The sequence below is a fragment of the Cupriavidus sp. GW822-FHT02D05 genome (assembly GCF_058802485.1).
Map to the genome: position 1 here is coordinate 16,914 of NZ_JBXAOE010000032.1, position 12,755 is coordinate 29,668.

Here is a 12,755-nt window from a genome sequence, read left to right on the forward strand (position 1 = left end):
GGTATAGTCGCCGCATGGCTACCTTACCTTTTTCCCTCGAAGGCCGCGTGGCGCTGGTCACCGGCGGCGCGCAAGGCCTGGGCCAGGCGATTGCCGCCGGGCTGGCGCAAGCCGGTGCACACGTCATCGTCGCCGCGCGCAACGCCGAGCGCGTGCATGCCGCCGTTGCCGCGCTGGCCGCTGACGGCGGCCGCGCCGAGCCGCTGGTGCTCGACGTCACCGATGCGGCCGCGGTTGACGCCGCCTTCGCCCACATCGATGCCACGCATGGCCGCCTGGATATCCTCGTCAACAACGCCGGCGCGCGCAACCGCAGCAATATGGCGCACCTGGACGCGGCGGACCTGCGCGAGATGCTGGAGACCAACCTAGTGGCGCCTTACGCCTTGTGCCGCCACGCGGCGCAGCTGATGCGGCGCGGGCGCTACGGTCGCATCGTCAATGTCAGCTCGATTGCCGGGCAGGTGGCGCGTGCCAACGATGTGCTGTATCCCGCTACCAAGGGTGGGCTCGATGCGCTGACGCGCGCCATGGCAGCGGATCTCGGGCGCGACGGGGTGACTGTGAATGCGGTTGCGCCCGGGTATTTTGCTACCGAGCCTAATCAGCCGATGGTGGATGACGCTGGCGTTGCCGAGTGGTTGCGGCAGAGGACTGCGCTTGGGAGGTGGGGGCAGCCGGAGGAGATTGCGGGGGCGGTGGTTTTTCTGGCTTCGGGGGCGGCTTCATATGTTACTGGGCATGTTTTGGCGGTGGATGGGGGGTATCTGGCGCATTTTTGATTTTTGATTTTGGGTTGAAACTGCAACTGCAACTTATTAACTTCAAAGTCAAAAGCAACTGCGGTTTCACCTCCCCTGCGGGGCGGCGACCTACTTTCTTGTCTCGCCAAGAAAGTAGGCAAAGAAGCGACCCGGATGGGGCGAAAGACTCCTCGTCGGAAGACAAAAAGAGCGGCCGGGGGCCAAACTCACATCGCCTTAAGGCGATGCTCAAACATGGCCCCCTCGTTTCCGCTCTTTTTGCCTTCCGACGAGGCGCCCCATAACGGGAGATGAAAACCCTGACGGCTCGCTTCGCATCGCGCTGGGGTGATTCCCGCCCTTCGTTCGGGGATCACGGCTACACCGGATCGCGGGTCTGGCGCCATGCTTGTGCTGGTGCTCGTCGGTGTGCAGGACCATCTTTGTCGATTATCCTGCTTTGCCCTTCTTGAAATGCGCTTGCAGCGCTTCGATCATCGCTGCCGCCGCTGTCGAATCTCCCCTCTCCCTCAAGCGCACCAGGCAAATATCCCGCACCAGCGATGGCAGCTGCATGGGCCGGATGGCCAGGCTTTCTTGCTGGAACTGGAATAGCGCCAGGGCTGGCACCACGGTCACGCCAAGTCCGGCGGCTACCAGCGCGGCCACGGTGGCCAGGTGTTCCACTTCCATGACCCCGTTGAGCTTGAGCGGATGCAGCGCGGCATCCAGGTGCTGGCGTACGCTGCTGGTCCGGGAGAGCTGGATAAAGGGCAGGCCTGCCAGCGCCTGGGGTGTCACGCGCCGCCGGCTGGCCAGGGGATGGCCTGCGGGGCAGACCAGGTGGAAGGTGTCCGTTACCAGGGGCTCGATGCGCAGGTCGCTATCCTGCGCGGGGGCGGGCGCCAGCGCAAAATCCGCGCGGCCGCGCCTGACCAGGTCGATGCAGCCGTCAGCCAGCAGGTCGAACAGTTCGATGGTGATGCCGGGGTAGCGCTGGTGGAAGGCGGCCAGGATCGGCGGCAGGTCGCCTGCCGCCAGCGAGGGCAGCGCGGCGATCGAGACGCGTCCTTTGCGGCGTTCGGCGTGGTCGCGCAGCTCCGCGAAGGCGGTCTCGAAATCGGCCAGCAGCCGCGCCGCCACGTCTTCGAAGCGCCGTCCTTCCACGCTGAGTTCCACATGGCGCGTGGTGCGCTCGAACAGCCGCGTGCCGGCTTGCTCCTCCAGCGTCTGGATCAGCGCGCTGAAGGCGGATTGCGACAAATGGCAGGCCTGCGCCGCGCGGGTGAAGTTGCGGTGCGTGACCAGGGCCACAAAGGCGCGCAGGTGTTTGACGGAGAGGTTCATTGGCAAGCGCGAGCGGCTTCTATTTAATCTGGAAAGTCGATAGATTAATCCAAATTATCCGCTTTTTGGTTGACGGCGGCGCGTCTAGAATAGCCGCATCGGCCCGCAACCCCGCGCGCGGCCAGCCTTTGTTCACCCGGTTCTCACCAGGCTTTCATCCTATGACCGCCCCTTTGCTGATCGGCTCCGGCGCCGGCTTCTCCGGCGACCGCACCGACGCCGCCCTGCCCGTGGTGCGCACGCTGATCGCAGCGGGCGGGCCGGCCGTGCTGATGTTCGAGACGCTGGCCGAGCGCACGCTGGCGCTGGCCCAGCTGGCGCGCCGCAACAATCCCGCCCACGGCTACGAGCCGCTGCTCGACGCCTTGCTCGCGCCGGTGCTGGGGCTGTGCCTGGCCAACGGCATTCCCATCGTCGGCAATTTCGGCGCGGCCAATCCCCATGCTGCGGCGCAGCGCGTGCGCGCGCTGGCGGCGGAGCTGGGCCTGGCACCGCCGCGGGTGGCGGTGGTGGAGGGCGACGATCTCTCGCACGATGCGGGCCGCGCGGTACTGCGCAAGATTGTCGGCGCGGGCTTTCCGGAGGCGCGCTTCGTTTGCGCCAACGCCTACATTGGCGCGCAGGGCATTGCCGATGCGCTGCGCGCCGGCGCGCAGGTAGTGGTGTGCGGCCGCGTGGCGGATCCCGCGCTGGCAGTGGGCCCGGCCATGGCGCATTTTGGCTGGTCGTGGCAGGACTGGGACCGCCTGGCGCGCGCCACCATGGCCGGGCATTTGCTGGAATGCGGGGCGCAGGTCACCGGCGGCTATTTCGCCGATCCCGGCATGAAGGACGTGCCGGATGTGCACGCCGTCGGCTATCCCATCGTGCGCCTGGACGAAGACGGCAATATCGAAGTGGGCAAGGCGGCGGATACGGGCGGCTGCGTGGACCTGCGCACGGTCAAGGAGCAGCTCCTCTACGAGGTGCACGACCCCGCCGCCTATCTGACGCCCGACGTCGTCGCCGACATCAGCGCGGCCACGGTCGAGCAGATTGGCCCGGACCGCGTGGCGGTGCGCAATGTGCGTGGCCGCGAGCGGCCCGAGCAGCTCAAGGCCAACCTGTTCTACGAAGGCGGCTGGATCGCGGAAGGCGAGATCTCCTACGCCGGCCCGAACGCGGCGGCGCGCGCACGCCTGGCTGCGCAGATCGTGCGCAAGCGCATGGACCTGCTCGGCCATGCGGTGCCGATCCGCTTCGACCTGATCGGTGTGCTGAGCGTCTTTGCCGACGATGGCGGCCGCCTGCTGCAACAAACACAACCCGGCGAGGCACAGGCGCAGGACGTACGCCTGCGCGCTGCGCTGGCCCATGAGGACAAGCCCGTGGCCGAAGCGCTGCTGCGTGAAGTCAATGCGCTGTACACCTGCGGCCCCGCCGGCGGCGGCGGTGTGCGCACCGCGTTGCGCGCGCGGCTGAACGCCATGTCCTGCCTGGTGCCGCGCAGCGCCGTCACCGCAAGCCACTCCCTGCTGCCATGAACGCAACCGCCGCTACCGCTACCCGTACCACCATCGCGCTCTACCAGCTCGCGCACGGACGCACGGGCGACAAGGGGGATCGCTCCAACATCAGCGTGATCGCCTACGACGCGCGCGACTTCGACCACCTTGTCGCGCATGTCACCGAGGACGCGGTGGCGGCGCTGTTCCGCTACCGCCAGCCAGAGGCGGTCAAGCGCTACCTGGTGTCCTCGCTGCAGGCGATGAACTTCGTCATCGACGGCGTGCTCGATGGCGGCGTGAACGATGCCCTCAACCTGGATACGCACGGCAAGGCACTGTCTTTCCTGCTGCTGCAACTGGAAATCCCTTTGCCCCCGCGGCTGGCCGGCGCTGGTTGAAGCAGAACACCGAAGCAGAACACCGAAGTAAAGCGACAAACCAAAACGACAAACCAGAACGATTCCAGATTCGAACAGGAGACCAAAGATGTCCGCATACACCAAGCCCGCTTCCCGCCTGAAAGTGGTCACCGGCATCGCCGCCGCCGCGGCGCTCGCGCTGCTGGCCGGCCCGGCGCAGGCGGAGTTTCCGGACAAGCCGATTCGCTTCGTGGTGCCGTTCGCCGCCGGCAGCGCCACGGACCAGCTCGCCCGCGCGATCGGCCAGGCCATTACGGTCGATGCCAAGGTGACGGTGGTGGTCGACAACAAGCCCGGCGCCAACGGCTTTATCGCTGCCAGCGACGTGGCCAAGGCCAGCCCGGACGGCTATACCGTGCTGATCAGCACCAACACCACGCATGCGGCCAACGAGCATCTGTTCAAGAAGCTGCCCTACGATCCGGTCAAGGACTACGTGCCGGTGACCGCGCTGGGCCGTGGCGGCCAGATCATGGTGGTCAACCCGCAGTTGCCGGTCAACAACGTGGGGGAATTCATCGCGCTGGCCAAGAAGGAGCCGGGCAAGCTCAGCTTTGGCAGCGGCAGTTCGTCTTCGCGCATTGCCGGGGAGCTGTTCCAGCAGATGGCGCATGTGCAGTTGCTGCACGTGCCCTACAAGAGCAACCCGCTGGCCATCACCGACCTGCTGGGCAACCAGATCCAGATGATGATCACGGATACCGCCACCGGCCTGCCCCAGGTCAAGAGCGGCAAGCTCAAGGCGCTCGGTGTGTCGGGCAAGACGCGCTCGCCGCTGGCGCCCAATGTGCCGACCATCGACGAAGCCGGCGTCAAGGGCTATGAGATGAGCTACTGGTTCGCCGCCTACGCGCCGGCCAAGACGCCGCAGCCGGTGGTGGACAAGCTCAACGCCCTGATGGTGAAGGCCGCCAGGAGCGAGACGGCGGCAAACTTCTACCAGTCCACCGGCACCGATGTGTTTACCAGCACGCCCGCAGAGCTGGCCAAGTTCCAGGCCCAGGAATCGGCCAAGTGGGGCCGCATCATCAAGGCCGCCAACATCCAGCCTGAATAAGAGGCCATTTCAAAAAGATTCTGGCGTCGTTGCGCCGCCTCGCCGTGCGATCCACCTGCACGGCGAGGCGGCCAGGCCAGCTTACTGGGCCAGCGTCGCCTTGTAGCCCACCGCATACGGCAGCTTGCCGGGCTTGGCGCTGCCCACCGGCTGCGACAACGCCGTGAACTCCGTCTCGTTGAGCACCGTCAGCCCGCCCAGCGCCACGGCGGTCTTGCCGCTGCTCACCGGATCGGCGGGGGCCAGCGCCACCATGGCGGTGGCCGCTGCGCGCACGGCACTCAGGTAGCTCGTGGTGTCGTCCAGGCGGTAGTTGTCCAGGTTGACGCGCTGACGCAGCCAGTCACCCCAGTAAAACTCCGTGAACTCCGTGGCGTCCGCCAGTTGCTGGTAGCCGATGTCGCGCGTGAAATACACCAGCGAGCGATAGCGGTCGTTGCCCAGGCCGTTGCGCAGGCCGAGCGCCGGCGGCAGATCGGCCGGTGTGGTCGGGCGGTTGGCGGTGTCCCTCAGCCACATCAGCTTGCGCTCGCGTAGCGTGCGGAAGAACGTGGCGCGGTCCTGCGTGGCCAGGTTGTCCTGCACCTTGATCCACATCTTCGCCTGCGGGCCGCCGTCGGTAGCCTCCCACACGCTGGTGAAGGTGTGATGGCCGTCAGTCAGGTACGGCTTGCCCGCCGGGCCGATCACCATGGTCTTCATATCCGCAGGCTTGTTGCCGACCGCCTTGGTGCAGGTGAAGGAGGCGAGGTTGTCCAGGCGCGAGGCAGCGGTCGTCGTGCTGGCCTTGTTCTGGCCGTTGGCCTCGCAGGCATCGTCGAACTTCTTGGCCGGGTCGGCCGCGTAGCGGCCCAGCTTGTAGTAGATCTGGTCGAAGCCGATGGCTGGCTGGGTCGGGCGCAGGTCGGCCAGCGTGACCTGCACGATATCGCCGGCCTTGGCTTGCAGGTAAGTGGTGGTCGGGGTTTGCGCGGCCAGCGGCGTGCAAACGCTCTGGAGGCGGCGCTTGGCGCCGGGTACGTCGCGCAGCTGGTAGGCCAGCTTGGCGGTGACCGGCAGAAACGCCAGCGAGGCGGCTTGCGGCTGGGCGGCGACGGTGTCCTGCCAGGCCCCGGAGATCAGCCCATTGGCGCCGGTGGCGATGGCGCCACTGGCCCCGATGGCCGCGTTGTAGTTCAGCGCGACGTCCGTGGCGATATTGTCGGCGGCGAGCCGGTTGCCCGCGATCGACACGATGTTGCGGCGGGTGCGGCCAGTGGCCGCGTTGCCGTCGTCCAGCTCGGGCTCGGCGCATAGCCAGTCGCCGTCGGCGGCGCCAGCGGCAATGGCCTGCGTGCTCTTGAGCACCCAGCTGCCGTTGCGTGGGCTGCCGTCGGCATTGCTGGCGGCTTCGTCGACGAACAGCGTTGCCTGACCATCCTGGCGTGCCACGAAGAGGCGGCCGATCTTGCTGCCGCCCAGCGTCACGGCAAAGGCGCCGGGGAAGCGCTGCTGGTCGGCGTCCGCGGCGAGCGTGCCGCTTTCGCCGCCGGCGCAATTGTCGGCATAGGCGGCGCCGGCGCAGGCGCGCACCGTCCCGTTCGCGGAGATCTTGACCTGTCCTACGGCGGCCGTGGTGCCTGCTTGGCGCAGATAGTTGTAGACGCCAGCGACATCGCTTAGCTGCGCGCCCTTGTTGGCCGCGCTCACGTGGCCCTGGAGCAGCGCGCCGCCGCCCGCGAGGAGGTTGGGCACCTGGCCCAGCGCACCGGACAGCACGCCGGCATCGACCACGAACTCAAAGCTGATGGCGCTCGCGGCGGTGGCCAGTGCCGCGGGTACGTCGGCACCGGCTGCCGCCAGCTTGGTGACTTTGTAGGTGTCGCCGCTACGCGTGTAGCTGCCCACCAGCGTGCCGCCCAGGCCAAAGCGGGAATCGAGAAAGCGTAGCGTGACTTGGCCGGTGGCCGGCTGGTCGAGCGCAACGGACACGGTATCGCCGAAGCTCACCGCGCCGACATAGAGCGAGCCGCCCGCCAGCGGCGTGAGCGCGGCCGGCTGCGTCACCGCGCCGCCATTGCCGCCATTGCCTCCGGTGCTGCCGCCGCTGCCCGCTTGCGCAGCCTGCGTCTGGTCGCCGTCGCCGCCGCAGGCGGCCAGCGCTGCCGTTGCCAGGGTACAGGCCACTGCAGCCCATTGCTTTCGCTTGATCATCGATCTTTCACTCGTTCGTTGTTTTCGTTTGTTCTCGTGTGTTCTCGTTTGCCGCCCGCCTGTGGGGGCGGGCGGCGGCAGGGCCACAATCTATGCCGGCTTGATGACGTGCTCGTGACGAAAGGTCTTGAAGCAAAGGCAACCAGGCCGGTGCGATTGCGGGAATCGGCGCATTCCGAAGCAACCTTGCTGGCGGGAGGGCCGCGCCACCGCTGGCGCGGGAGACGGGCTACCATGCCGCCAACTACGCAAAAGGCACGCATGAACGCACCCGTATCGACGTTTTCCGGGGCCCTCGATCCCCAGGCCCTGATCCGCACCTATATCCGCGCCAAGGATGAGAACCGCCCCCATCTGATGGCGCACGCCTTCGCTGCCGATGCCACGCTGGAGATGACGGTCAAGTCCGAGGCCATCGTGTTCCCGGCCCGCAGTGAAGGCCTGGCCACGATCAGCGACGTGCTGGTGCGGCGCTTTGGCCAGAGCTACGACAACGTCTACACGTTCTGCCTGGCGGAGGCCCCGCCCGCAGCCGACGCGCAACGCTATGGCTGTGACTGGCTGGTAGGCATGACCGACAAGGCCAGCGGCGGTGTGCGCGTGGGCTGCGGCAGCTACGCGTGGGAGTTCTCCGGGCAAGATGGCGCCCGGCGCGTGCAGGCACTCACCATCGTGATCGAGGCCATGGACGTGTTGCCCGCCGACACCGCACAACAGGTGCTCGACGGCTGGCTGGCCCGCCTGCCCTATCCCTGGAGCACTGCTTCGCACGTTTGCGCGCAGGCTCCGGCACTGGCACAGTTGGCACCGGCGCTGGCGTATCTGCGTTCCGGCGCTGCGCAAAACAGCCGTTGATCAGGCAGCGGCACGTGGCCTTGCCTGGCTTGCCCTCCTAAAGGATCGACCCATGACCCTGCCCTGCCTTGCTGCCCGCCTGACTTCGCTTTCGATGGTCTGCGCCCTCGCCCTTGCCGGCCTGCCCGCGCTGGCGCAGGTCCGGCCGCCAGCGGCCCCGCCGGCCCAGCAGAAGACCCAGGTGCCCGGCTACTACCGCATGATGCTGGGCCAGTTCGAGGTCACCGCGCTCTACGACGGCTATGTCGACCTGGACACCAAGGTGCTCAAGTTCACCAGCCCGGGCGAGGTACAAGGCCTGCTCGCGCGCATGTTCGTGGCCTCCACGCCCGGCATGCAGACCGCCGTCAACGCATACCTGATCAACACTGGCACCAACCTGATCCTGGTTGACACCGGCACGGCGGCTTGCTTCGGCCCCACGCTGGGCCGCGTTGTCGAGAACCTGCGCGCGGCGGGCTACAACCCCGCCCAGGTCGATACGGTGCTGCTGACTCATATGCACGGCGATCACGCGTGCGGCCTGACGGCCGACGGCAAGGCCGTCTTCGCCAACGCCAACGTGTATGTCGACAAGGCCGAGGCGGGCTACTGGCTGGACGAAGCCACCGCCGCGCGCGCGCCACAGGACGCGCAGTCCTCGTTCGCCATGGCGCGCGCCGCCGTCGCCCCTTACCAGGCCGCCGGCCGGCTGCGTACCTTTGGCGCGGGCGACAAGCTGGTGGCGGGCGTGAGCGCGGTGCCGGCGCGCGGGCACACCCCGGGCCACAGTGGCTACCTGTTCAAGTCAGGCGATCAAAGCCTGCTGGTGTGGGGCGATATCGTGCACAGCCACGCGGTGCAGTTCCGCCGCCCAGAGGTGGCGCTGGAATTCGACTCGGACAGCACGCAGGCGGTGCGCACGCGCAAGAAGATGTTCGCCGACGCCGCGCGCGGCAAGCTGTGGGTGGCGGGCGCCCACCTGCCGTTCCCGGGAATCGGCCATGTGCGCGTGGAGAGCAAGGGCTACGCCTGGGTGCCGGTGGAATACGGGCCGGTGCGCACGGACCGGTAATGTCGATGCGACCCCATGTGCCGGAGTTGCCTCTTAGCGCTTGAACCCTAGTACCAGCACGCCGGCGCCGACGAGCGCGATGCCGGCCCACTCGCGCAGGTTCGGGCGTTCGCCGAGAAAGATCACGGCGAACACCGCCACCAGCAGCAGGCTCAGCTTGTCCACCGGCGCCACCTTCGAGGCATCGCCAATCTTCAGCGCCCGGAAGTAACACACCCATGAGGCGCCCGTGGCAAGTCCGGAGAGCACGAGGAAGATCCAGGTCCGCGGCGACAGCGCGAGCGGGTTGCTCCACTTGCCCGTGAGCACCACGAAAAAACTCAGCACCACGATGATCACCGCCGTGCGCACCAGCGTGGCAAGGTCCGAGTTGATGCCTTCCAGCCCGATCTTGGCGAAGATCGCCGTCAGCGCGGCAAATACGGCCGACAGCAACGCCCAATGAAACCAACCGGTGGAAGAGGCCATGTGTTGTTGTGCGCGATGAAGGATTGAGCGGCAGGCCAGCCCGCCGGGCCCGGCTCAGGTGCGCCGGCGCTCCATGGCCACCAGCGAGGGCACAAAGCCGAGCTGCCCGAAGAAGGCCGCCTCGGACGAGCGCCCGGCGCGCAGCACCCACGTGATATCGGGATCGTTGCCGACGATGTGGCGCACCAGCGCGCGGCCGATGCCGCGGCGGCGATGGCTCGGCGTCACCGCGACCATCGACAGGTAACCGTTGGAGATATCGTCGCACAGCGCCCGCGCGAAACCCACGATCTCTCCGTTATCGACCGCCACCACCACCCGTTGCGAGTTGGCGATCAGCCGGGCGAAGCGTTCCGTGTTGGCAACGCGGTGCGCCCATCCGTTGGCCGCAAGGAGTTGTCTGGCCGCCTCGATCTCTTCTGGCAGCAGATTGCGGATTTCCATCGGGGCTCCCAATGCAAGCAGATACGGCAACTCGGCGCTGCCCTTCTAATGGGGGGGCGTCACGAGGCGAGTGCGGCGCGGGGCCGCAAAAAAAGACTGCAGGCAGTGTAGCGAGCGCGCGAAGGCCCGTCAATTTGCGGCAGGCCATGTTGCTTCCGCTCTGTAGCGGGGTATCATGTTTCCCATGAATGCCTCGATCTTCTCTTCCGCCCATCCGGCCGATCAGCTGGCCGAGTTCTCCGACGCCGACGCGGCGCTGGCTCGCATCCGTGAAATCTACGATGCCTCGGTCGGCGCGATCCGCGCGCGCTTCGATGCCTTCGCCCAGGGCCAGCCGCTGCCGTCCGCGGCACATGCCTGCTATCCCTACCTTGGCATCTCGGTCAATCTCGAAACCATGGTCACCGACAGCCGGCCATCCTGGGGCACGGTTGCCTACCCCGGGGTCTACGGCACCACGGTCACCCGCCCCGAACTGCTGGCCGATTACTACCGCGACCAGATCGAGCGCCTGATACGCTACCACCGCGTGCCCGTGGTGGTCGGCGTCAGCCGCCGCCCGATCCCGTTGCCGTTCGTCATCGAAGCCTCCACCACGGACATCAGCTACACGCAGGCGCGCGAGCTCGAAGCCTCGTTCGTGCTGCCCGAGCTGAGCCGCATCGACGACGCCATTGCCAACGGCACCTATGAGCCGGTGCCCGGCGAAGCCTGGCCGCTCTCGATGTTTCCCGGCGAGCGCGTGGACCTGGCGCTGCAGCGGCTCTATCACTACACCGGCACCGCGCCCCAGCATTTCCAGCGCTTTGTGCTGTTTACCAACTATCAGCGCTACGTCGACGAATTCATTGCGCTCGGCCGCTCGCTGATGGCCGCCGAAGACGCGCAAGGCGCGGACGGCTACGTGCGCTTCGTCGAACCCGGCGATGTGATGCAAGAGCGCGGCGAGGCCGAGCCCGACGACGCGCTGCGCCCGCGCGCGCTGCCGCAGATGCCCGCCTATCACCTGGTGCGCGAGGACAATCTCGGTGTCACGCTGGTCAATATCGGCGTGGGCCCGTCCAACGCCAAGACCATGACCGACCACCTTGCCGTGCTGCGCCCGCACTGCTGGCTGATGGTTGGCCACTGCGGCGGCCTGCGCCGCTCGCAACAACTCGGCGACTACGTCCTGGCGCACGCGTATGTGCGCGATGACCACGTGCTCGATCACGACCTGCCGCCCTGGGTGCCGGTGCCGCCTATCGCCGAGATCCAGGTCGCGCTGCAAGAGGCCGTGGTGCGTGTGACGGGCTTGTCCGGCAACGAGATGAAGACCCGCATGCGCACCGGCACCGTTGTCTCCACGGACGACCGCAACTGGGAGCTCAAGTCCAAGGCGTTGTACGCCCGCTTCAACCAGTCGCGCGCGATTGCCATCGACATGGAAAGCGCCACGGTCGCGGCCAACGGCTTCCGCCTGCGGGTGCCGTATGGCACCTTGCTATGCGTGTCCGACAAGCCGCTGCATGGCGAACTCAAGCTGCGCGGCATGGCCAATGCGTTTTATCGGCAGCGGGTGAGCCAGCATATGTCGATCGGGCTGGAGGCGATTCGCATCTTGCGCGAGGGCGGTGCCGAGCAACTGCACTCGCGAAAGCTGCGTAGTTTCGACGAGCCGGCGTTTCGGTAGGCTGGCTCCTGCCGGCGTTCCCGTGCGAGCGGGGACGCCGGTGCCTTGCATCCCTCACTCACCACGCGGTCGGGCCGCCACGCGCCTTGGCCGGCTTCCCCTCGAAATGCGCCACCAGGAAGTCAAGGAACACCCTGACCTTGGCTGACATATTGTGCCGTTCCGGAAACACCGCATAGGCCAGTCTCAGCATGGATTGAGGCAGGCGAAGTGCGTGGCCACGAAGGCGGTTCGCCATCAGCTATTGGCGATATGCCTCGACAGGCATAGAATCTCGCGCTTCGCCCAGCTTCAGCACCATGATTACGAATCCCCATGCGGTTATGACGCTGGCCAGCCTGACGCTCGCTGGCTGCTTGCGTTACCCGCATGCATCGGGCCATCTCGTTCGCACCGCGACGATCGCCGCCTGCCTTGCCGATCTGCTGGGGCTGGATGCGGCGCACTGCGAGCGCATACGGCTCGTTACGCCGGCGCACGACGTGGGCAAGCTTGCCATCCCCGATGCCGTACTGCTCAAGCCTGGCAAGCTGCTCCCCGAAGAGCGGCAGGTGATCGAGCGGCATGCAGAGATCGGCGCGAACATCCTCGCGGGCAGTGCGGACGTGCTGATGCGTCTGGCATCGCAGGTCGCGCACCATCACCACGAGCGTTTCGACGGCACGGGCTATCCACGCGGCCTGGCCGGCAAGGAGATCCCGCTGGCCGCGCGTATCGTGGCGCTCGCCGATGCGTTCGATGCCATGACGGAGTCGCGTTGCTATCGTCCCGGCATGAGCGACGACGATGCGCTGTCGATTGTCTCGGCAGGTTCCGGCACGCATTTCGACCCGGACGTGGCGAGCGTTTTCCTCGCCAGCATCCCGCAGATACTGCGGAGCCGGAAATCAGCGCAAGCGCTGCTGGATGCTGGCTCGGAGATGGCCGTGGTCGCGCGCTTCTATGGCTTGAGTCGCAACGCATTGCGGCAGATCCCGCGCCAAGCCAGAACCTGACGCGGGATCCGCCGCGCGTTC

The 12,755-nt window shown here is 67.0% G+C and carries 13 protein-coding genes; 8 read left to right on the forward strand and 5 right to left on the reverse strand.

All coding sequences use genetic code 11. The annotated features are described in order from the left end of the window. Nucleotides 1-14 precede the first annotated feature (14 nt). On the forward strand, nt 15-782 hold the full coding sequence (locus tag AC1RQK_RS32170; RefSeq protein ID WP_183034760.1) for an SDR family oxidoreductase: 768 nt from the start codon (nt 15-17) through the stop codon (nt 780-782). A 411-nt stretch (nt 783-1,193) separates the two neighbouring features. Here AC1RQK_RS32170 and AC1RQK_RS32175 read toward each other — a convergent pair whose 3' ends face one another. After that, a complete protein-coding gene (locus AC1RQK_RS32175; RefSeq protein WP_492375540.1) occupies nt 1,194-2,090 on the reverse strand; it encodes a LysR family transcriptional regulator in 897 nt (298 codons plus the stop codon). A gap of 161 nt (nt 2,091-2,251) precedes the next feature. Here AC1RQK_RS32175 and AC1RQK_RS32180 point away from each other — a divergent pair, with 161 nt between their 5' ends. From AC1RQK_RS32180 to AC1RQK_RS32190, 3 genes are all read left to right on the forward strand, one after another. Beyond that, on the forward strand, nt 2,252-3,613 hold the full coding sequence (locus tag AC1RQK_RS32180) for an acyclic terpene utilization AtuA family protein (protein WP_492813443.1): 1,362 nt from the start codon (nt 2,252-2,254) through the stop codon (nt 3,611-3,613). Continuing rightward, complete coding sequence (locus AC1RQK_RS32185; protein ID WP_492813445.1) at nt 3,610-3,975, forward strand: AtuA-related protein; 366 nt, start codon at nt 3,610-3,612, stop codon at nt 3,973-3,975. The genes AC1RQK_RS32180 and AC1RQK_RS32185 overlap by 4 nt, the downstream gene beginning before the upstream one ends. An 88-nt stretch (nt 3,976-4,063) precedes the next feature. Continuing rightward, nucleotides 4,064-5,053 carry a Bug family tripartite tricarboxylate transporter substrate binding protein gene (locus AC1RQK_RS32190; RefSeq protein WP_492375542.1) on the forward strand — a complete coding sequence of 330 codons (990 nt, stop codon included), beginning with the start codon at nt 4,064-4,066 and terminating at the stop codon, nt 5,051-5,053. Nucleotides 5,054-5,134: 81 nt separating this feature from the next. On the opposite strand, the gene AC1RQK_RS32195 is transcribed toward AC1RQK_RS32190, so the two are convergent. Continuing rightward, nucleotides 5,135-7,246: a ParB/Srx family N-terminal domain-containing protein gene (locus AC1RQK_RS32195; protein WP_492375543.1), complete on the reverse strand. Its 2,112-nt coding sequence runs from the start codon at nt 7,244-7,246 to the stop codon at nt 5,135-5,137. 261 nt (nt 7,247-7,507) lie between these two features. Here AC1RQK_RS32195 and AC1RQK_RS32200 point away from each other — a divergent pair, with 261 nt between their 5' ends. Together AC1RQK_RS32200 and AC1RQK_RS32205 are read left to right on the forward strand one after the other, a co-directional pair. Next, entirely contained in the window at nt 7,508-8,101 is a 594-nt protein-coding gene (locus tag AC1RQK_RS32200; protein WP_492375544.1) for a hypothetical protein, read from the forward strand. A 52-nt stretch (nt 8,102-8,153) separates the two neighbouring features. Further along, entirely contained in the window at nt 8,154-9,155 is a 1,002-nt protein-coding gene (locus tag AC1RQK_RS32205; RefSeq protein WP_492813448.1) for an MBL fold metallo-hydrolase, read from the forward strand. A 33-nt stretch (nt 9,156-9,188) separates the two neighbouring features. Here AC1RQK_RS32205 and AC1RQK_RS32210 read toward each other — a convergent pair whose 3' ends face one another. Together AC1RQK_RS32210 and AC1RQK_RS32215 are read right to left on the reverse strand one after the other, a co-directional pair. After that, nucleotides 9,189-9,623: an EamA family transporter gene (locus AC1RQK_RS32210; RefSeq protein ID WP_492375546.1), complete on the reverse strand. Its 435-nt coding sequence runs from the start codon at nt 9,621-9,623 to the stop codon at nt 9,189-9,191. A 54-nt stretch (nt 9,624-9,677) separates the two neighbouring features. Then, nucleotides 9,678-10,067, reverse strand: coding sequence for a GNAT family N-acetyltransferase (locus AC1RQK_RS32215; protein ID WP_174426156.1), 390 nt, complete (start codon nt 10,065-10,067; stop codon nt 9,678-9,680). 175 nt (nt 10,068-10,242) lie between these two features. Here AC1RQK_RS32215 and AC1RQK_RS32220 point away from each other — a divergent pair, with 175 nt between their 5' ends. Further along, nucleotides 10,243-11,739, forward strand: coding sequence for an AMP nucleosidase (locus AC1RQK_RS32220; RefSeq protein WP_441632696.1), 1,497 nt, complete (start codon nt 10,243-10,245; stop codon nt 11,737-11,739). 58 nt (nt 11,740-11,797) lie between these two features. Here the strand turns inward: AC1RQK_RS32220 and AC1RQK_RS32225 are convergent, their stop codons facing one another. Beyond that, nucleotides 11,798-11,932 (reverse strand): hypothetical protein, encoded by a 135-nt coding sequence (locus tag AC1RQK_RS32225; RefSeq protein ID WP_492375547.1) that lies wholly within the window; start codon nt 11,930-11,932, stop codon nt 11,798-11,800. Nucleotides 11,933-12,038: 106 nt separating this feature from the next. Here AC1RQK_RS32225 and AC1RQK_RS32230 point away from each other — a divergent pair, with 106 nt between their 5' ends. Further along, the gene (locus tag AC1RQK_RS32230) at nt 12,039-12,734 is read left to right on the forward strand and encodes an HD-GYP domain-containing protein (RefSeq protein WP_492813451.1); all 696 of its coding nucleotides are present in this window, start codon (nt 12,039-12,041) and stop codon (nt 12,732-12,734) included. The last annotated feature ends 21 nt before the right edge of the window (nt 12,735-12,755 follow it).

What these genes read in the sequence shown, in the direction of transcription:
- AC1RQK_RS32170 (WP_183034760.1), top strand. Translation starts at nt 15, where the DNA reads ATGGCTACCTTACCTTTTTCCCTCGAAGGCCGCGTGGCGCTGGTCACC.
- AC1RQK_RS32175 (WP_492375540.1), bottom strand. Translation starts at nt 2,090, where the DNA reads ATGAACCTCTCCGTCAAACACCTGCGCGCCTTTGTGGCCCTGGTCACG.
- AC1RQK_RS32180 (WP_492813443.1), top strand. Translation starts at nt 2,252, where the DNA reads ATGACCGCCCCTTTGCTGATCGGCTCCGGCGCCGGCTTCTCCGGCGAC.
- AC1RQK_RS32185 (WP_492813445.1), top strand. Translation starts at nt 3,610, where the DNA reads ATGAACGCAACCGCCGCTACCGCTACCCGTACCACCATCGCGCTCTAC.
- AC1RQK_RS32190 (WP_492375542.1), top strand. Translation starts at nt 4,064, where the DNA reads ATGTCCGCATACACCAAGCCCGCTTCCCGCCTGAAAGTGGTCACCGGC.
- AC1RQK_RS32195 (WP_492375543.1), bottom strand. Translation starts at nt 7,246, where the DNA reads ATGATCAAGCGAAAGCAATGGGCTGCAGTGGCCTGTACCCTGGCAACG.
- AC1RQK_RS32200 (WP_492375544.1), top strand. Translation starts at nt 7,508, where the DNA reads ATGAACGCACCCGTATCGACGTTTTCCGGGGCCCTCGATCCCCAGGCC.
- AC1RQK_RS32205 (WP_492813448.1), top strand. Translation starts at nt 8,154, where the DNA reads ATGACCCTGCCCTGCCTTGCTGCCCGCCTGACTTCGCTTTCGATGGTC.
- AC1RQK_RS32210 (WP_492375546.1), bottom strand. Translation starts at nt 9,623, where the DNA reads ATGGCCTCTTCCACCGGTTGGTTTCATTGGGCGTTGCTGTCGGCCGTA.
- AC1RQK_RS32215 (WP_174426156.1), bottom strand. Translation starts at nt 10,067, where the DNA reads ATGGAAATCCGCAATCTGCTGCCAGAAGAGATCGAGGCGGCCAGACAA.
- AC1RQK_RS32220 (WP_441632696.1), top strand. Translation starts at nt 10,243, where the DNA reads ATGTTTCCCATGAATGCCTCGATCTTCTCTTCCGCCCATCCGGCCGAT.
- AC1RQK_RS32225 (WP_492375547.1), bottom strand. Translation starts at nt 11,932, where the DNA reads ATGCTGAGACTGGCCTATGCGGTGTTTCCGGAACGGCACAATATGTCA.
- AC1RQK_RS32230 (WP_492813451.1), top strand. Translation starts at nt 12,039, where the DNA reads ATGATTACGAATCCCCATGCGGTTATGACGCTGGCCAGCCTGACGCTC.